This window comes from Faecalibacterium prausnitzii (assembly GCF_003287405.1).
In the GTDB taxonomy this organism is placed as follows: domain Bacteria; phylum Bacillota; class Clostridia; order Oscillospirales; family Ruminococcaceae; genus Faecalibacterium; species Faecalibacterium intestinale.
This window is the reverse complement of sequence record NZ_PRLD01000033.1, coordinates 1-4,493: the sequence shown is the minus strand read 5'-3', so window position 1 is coordinate 4,493 and position 4,493 is coordinate 1. Positions and strand designations below refer to the sequence as shown.

Genomic DNA, 4,493 nt, shown 5'->3' with positions numbered 1-4,493 from the left:
CTGCATCCGAAGCTGATCTGGGAGAGAAGCATGACGCTGGGGCGCGGAAATGACCGCTGCGATTTCTGCATGAAGGTCAAAAAATAGCGGGGAGGCAGTTTGGTATGAAAAGCGTTCGTCAGGAGCGGAGATGGTCGGCAAATGGAATGGGAGCGTAGATATATATGAAAATCATGATCGCCGCTGTATTTTATTTTCTGTATTGGGGCGTATGCTTTCTCGGAACAGGCACGGACAGGAAAAATCTCATCGGATTGCGTTCCTATCCCGATGAGGTTCAGACCCGTGTGCAAAGCGACCCTCAGCTTGGGCAAGCAGTTCCGAAGGCAAAATCCACCGCTGCCATTTTGCTCAGTAATCTTCTTTTGTTTACAGTGGTGTTTTCCGTTTTGGGGCTTGCGTTGAAAAGTGTGCTGGGCCTAAACAATTACCTGTCAGCATTTTGGTACTTCCTTGCATTCGGCGAGGGATTGGGCCTGTTCGATCTCCTTGTGATCGATCTGCTCTGGTGGCGCAGTACAAAACGCATCCGTTTCTCGTTTTTGCCGGAGAAGAAATACTATCAGGATCCGAAAAAGCATATCGAATCGTTTTTGCACGGAATGCCGCTGTTTGCCGCAATCGCCGCGCTGACAGCCCTGATCGTTACCGTACTTTGAAACAATACATGGGAGATGCTCCTCGCTGTATGGCCTCATCAAATACCTCGACGCGGGAATGCAATAATCTGCCATATTTGCGGACGTGAAGGAGAGAAAGTAAAGTCGAAATGAAAATTACGGTTCTTACTGCGCTCATGGTATTTCTGGCATACTTTCTTGTTTTGTATGAACCACGATGGAAGACGAAGGAAATGGGAGCATATGCCCGATTCGCACGCAGACTGAGAGGAGAAAAACAATGATCGTGCTGCAACTGCTGCTTTATTGTCTGCTGTTTACCGCAATGGTAAAAATCGCTGTGATCGGCGGTGCTGTCAATGGACTGTACTTTTATCCCAAGGAGGTGCAGGATCGCGCCATCGAACTGGGACTAATCGACCGCAATACGATGAACCGGAAACGAAAATGCTTTATGATACCGTTCTTTATCGTGATGCTTGCTGCTCTTGTGCTGATTATCGGTTTGTGGAACGGGGCTTCCTCCTTTGGTGAGGTCTATTGGCAGGCGCTGCTGTTTCTTGAGGTTATGAATATCTATGACGGCGTTGTAATCGACAAGCTATGGGTCGGGCACAGCCAGTTTTGGGTGCTGCCAGGGCTTGAAGATGCGCCGTTCGTGCAGACCTGGAGGCAGGTGCTGAAAAAGCGAAGCATACTGGCGCTGATCTGGGTTGCGGGAGCGGCAATTGTCGGCGGTATTGTCCATTTGATTTTCTAAGAAGTTGGAAATTGCCCAAATGAAAAGCAGAATCATGAACTGCAATCGGAGGCAAAAAAGATGAAGACGGAGAAACCGAAAAAGCTGATTCGCTGGTGCATTCTTGGCGCAGTCGGATGCGGATTTATGGCTGCCGGGGACTGGCTGCTGGGCTGCATTCCGCTTCGGGAAACGGACACCGGTCTTTTCAACAGAGCCTATTATCTGTCCGGCTCCTACGGGCTTTGGAAGCCTGTGCTTACCGTTGGGCTGGGAGCGGTCGGCGGCTTTCTCTATTACTTTGTGGTAAAGGCACTGAATGCGGACATTGATACAAAGTACAGAAAAACAAAGATCATTCAGTATCTGTGCGGAATTTTCACCGTTGCGGTGGCGCTGACTATCCACACCTGGGTGGCTACCATGGCGTGGTTCACCACCTATCTGGGCCCGCGCATCGGAGAAGAAGCTGCCATCGCGGCGGTCACCGCCTATCAAGACGGCATGCTCCTCGCCATTGCGCCGATGTACGTTCCGATGATACTGGCTTTCGGCATCCATTTCGTGATGCTGCTTGCGGGCAAGACACGGTATTCCCGGTGGATGCTGGCTTTTCACCCGGTCACATGGAATCTTCTGCTGGCCGCAGTACCGGATATTGCGCAGGCGATGCAGATGCCGGTGGCTACATGGATGTCCGTAATGAGCCAGAGCAGTACCAATACCGCCATCGTGATCTGGTGCATCGCGGCTGCGGTTTATGAGAGAAGTCACACTCAATAAAAAAGGAGTCTGAAGCCTGACTACAAAAACTGGATTCCCAAGGGAATGCTGGTTTCGCTCATCGCGGGAACGGTGCTGTCGTTTGCGCTGCTGCTGGTTTTCGGCATATTCGGCATCGGTGTGGGCGGAAAGCTGCGCGTCGTGCTGGGCGTGGTGTTCGGCATTGCCTTTGTCGTTTGTGCAAAGTGCACCCAGTGGTGCGTGTATGCCTATCGGAGCTTTTCCTATGACGGCGAGCGCAAGCTCTCAAAGCAGATCATCGAAGGAACCGCGCATTATGTCACTCTGCCGGAGGGCGGCATTGGGCTGGATGTGGGCTGCGGCAGCGGTGCGCTGACCCATTGCCTGCGCAAAGCGCAATCCCCAGGGAAAGTGGAAATTATGTAGGCAAGACTGCTAAGCGGTATATGGATGCAATGATGGCCTGCCCCTCGGCGGCTGGGCTGCGTTTTTCGGGTCTGCAAATAAATCACGGGAGGAAAAGCGATATGAAATATAACGGTTTTTATTTCTGGATGTTCAAAAGCCCGATGAAAAAGATTCTGGCAGAGAAATACGGCAGGGAATATGCCGCTGACATCATGAAAAAGAGCAAAAAGGTCTATCGTGAGCTTGTCGAGAAAGCGGATGACATCGGCAACGATAACCCAATGGCGTACAATGAGCTGTTTGCCCTTGCCTTTGTCGCACCCTATGTGGCAAGTGAGAAAAAAATCCCGCCGGAAACCGTGCAGGAAATGATGCGCCGCTCACTCTATCATATCAAGTGGTACTTTGCAAAGACCGACTTGAATACCGACAAGGGGAAGGCGGAGAACAAAAAGAGCGTTGTCAAATACGCCAAGTGGTATACGCCCGAAAAGGAGGCGAAATACCCGACCTCATTCAAGGTGGATTTCATCGGGCAGCCGTACGAGGGTGCCTGTTACTACCGCATTACCCGCTGTCCAATCTGTTCCTATGCGCGAAATCTCGGTGTTTCCGAACTGATGCCGTTGTTCTGTGAACTTGATGAAGTGATGATCACGCTTCAGCACGGTGTCCTGCACAGGAAACAGACGCTGGCGAATGGCGGAGAGTATTGTGACTACTTTATTACAGGCGACAAAGAACGAACTTGAACTTTATTTCTGCTTCATCGGTGATGCCTGGATCGGGAAGCAGGGAGCTTTTTCACGATTCCCTTGCCTATGGCTGTACCAATCCGTGCGGTTTCGATTAAACCGGACACCAGCCGAGGAGGTTCTGGCGGCAAAGCTGGCAAACTGTGAGGAATTTGCCGAGAAGCTTCCGGACAAGTGGAACACCACCATTTGCGAGAACGGCTGTGCTCTTTCCGGCGGTGAGCGTCAGCGTATTTCCATCGCCCGCGCTTTCCTGAAGGATGCGCCCATCATCCTGCTGGATGAAGCCACCGCCAGCTTGGATGTGGAGAACGAAACTGCCATTCAGGAGGCTCTATCCCGGCTGATAAAAAAATAAAACCGTCCTCATCATCGCCCACCGGATGCGCACTGTTTCCAGTACAGATAAGATTGTGGTGCTCAAAGATGGAGGAGTAGCAGAACAGGGATCGCCTGCACAGTTGCTGCATACGATGAAACCACCATCATTGAAGATCTGTATTTGAAAAAAGTTGTCTAGGACTTGACATCGTGCAGAGTTCATGGTCACCATACAAGAAAGTGACCGCCCAGTGAAAGTGTGTTCACAGAAAGATAAGAGGCATCCGACTCAGAATCGGGTGCCTCATTTTGTCATGCAAAGTTTTCCTGAATGATCTTTCCCCAAGGCAGCATCTGGTCGAGACGCTCCGGGTGGGTCAGGATCTCCATGTCAGGCAGATTCTCAAAAAGGAACTGCTATAAACTACTTCATTGCCCTTCTTTTTCGCTGCTTACGATAGCCTGCACCTTGGTGGGCAGACCATAGATGCTGATGAAGCCGGTGGCATCGCTCTGCTTATAGTCACCGCCTGCGGCAAAGGTGGCGATGTCTTCACGATACAGAGAGAACGGCGACCAGACCCCTGCATTGATGAGGTTGCCCTTGTACAGTTCCAGACGCACCTTGCCGGTGACATACTCCTGTGTGGAGGTGACAAAGGCACTCAGAGCTTTGCGCAGCGGGCTGAACCACTGGCCATCATACACCAGTTCGCCAAAGGTGATGGCCAGCTCACGCTTCTTGTGGGCGGTGAGCTTGTCCAGCGTCAGAGTTTCCAGCACTTCGTGGGCTTTGTACAGGATGGTGCCGCCGGGGGTCTCGTAGACACCGCGGCTCTTCATGCCCACCAGACGGTTCTCCACCACATCATACAGGCCGATGCCGTTGCGGCCGCCGATCTCATT

The 4,493-nt window shown here is 51.7% G+C and carries 5 protein-coding genes and 2 pseudogenes; 6 read left to right on the top strand and 1 reads right to left on the bottom strand.

Features of this window, described 5'->3' with window-relative positions:
* The first annotated feature begins 164 nt into the window (after positions 1 to 164).
* The 6 genes and pseudogenes from C4N24_RS14645 to C4N24_RS14620 form a co-directional block, all read left to right on the top strand.
* Positions 165 to 659 carry an ABC transporter permease gene (locus C4N24_RS14645; protein ID WP_112092004.1) on the top strand — a complete coding sequence of 165 codons (495 nt, stop codon included), beginning with the start codon at positions 165 to 167 and terminating at the stop codon, positions 657 to 659.
* Between the two features lie 241 nt (positions 660 to 900).
* The gene (locus C4N24_RS14640; protein ID WP_112092003.1) at positions 901 to 1,380 is read left to right on the top strand and encodes a hypothetical protein; all 480 of its coding nucleotides are present in this window, start codon (positions 901 to 903) and stop codon (positions 1,378 to 1,380) included.
* A gap of 60 nt (positions 1,381 to 1,440) precedes the next feature.
* Positions 1,441 to 2,142: a DUF6796 family protein gene (locus C4N24_RS14635; protein WP_112092002.1), complete on the top strand. Its 702-nt coding sequence runs from the start codon at positions 1,441 to 1,443 to the stop codon at positions 2,140 to 2,142.
* Between the two features lie 45 nt (positions 2,143 to 2,187).
* Positions 2,188 to 2,529, top strand: coding sequence for a hypothetical protein (locus C4N24_RS14630; RefSeq protein ID WP_112092001.1), 342 nt, complete (start codon positions 2,188 to 2,190; stop codon positions 2,527 to 2,529).
* A 101-nt stretch (positions 2,530 to 2,630) separates the two neighbouring features.
* Positions 2,631 to 3,263 (top strand): L-2-amino-thiazoline-4-carboxylic acid hydrolase, encoded by a 633-nt coding sequence (locus C4N24_RS14625; protein ID WP_112092000.1) that lies wholly within the window; start codon positions 2,631 to 2,633, stop codon positions 3,261 to 3,263.
* Positions 3,264 to 3,384: 121 nt separating this feature from the next.
* Positions 3,385 to 3,772 (top strand): annotated as a pseudogene (locus C4N24_RS14620) (ATP-binding cassette domain-containing protein); the annotation flags it as partial.
* 244 nt (positions 3,773 to 4,016) lie between these two features.
* On the opposite strand, the pseudogene C4N24_RS14615 reads toward C4N24_RS14620, so the two are convergent.
* Positions 4,017 to 4,493 (bottom strand): annotated as a pseudogene (locus tag C4N24_RS14615) (argininosuccinate synthase domain-containing protein); the annotation flags it as partial.

What these genes read in the sequence shown, in the direction of transcription:
- C4N24_RS14645 (WP_112092004.1), top strand. Translation starts at nt 165, where the DNA reads ATGAAAATCATGATCGCCGCTGTATTTTATTTTCTGTATTGGGGCGTA.
- C4N24_RS14640 (WP_112092003.1), top strand. Translation starts at nt 901, where the DNA reads ATGATCGTGCTGCAACTGCTGCTTTATTGTCTGCTGTTTACCGCAATG.
- C4N24_RS14635 (WP_112092002.1), top strand. Translation starts at nt 1,441, where the DNA reads ATGAAGACGGAGAAACCGAAAAAGCTGATTCGCTGGTGCATTCTTGGC.
- C4N24_RS14630 (WP_112092001.1), top strand. Translation starts at nt 2,188, where the DNA reads ATGCTGGTTTCGCTCATCGCGGGAACGGTGCTGTCGTTTGCGCTGCTG.
- C4N24_RS14625 (WP_112092000.1), top strand. Translation starts at nt 2,631, where the DNA reads ATGAAATATAACGGTTTTTATTTCTGGATGTTCAAAAGCCCGATGAAA.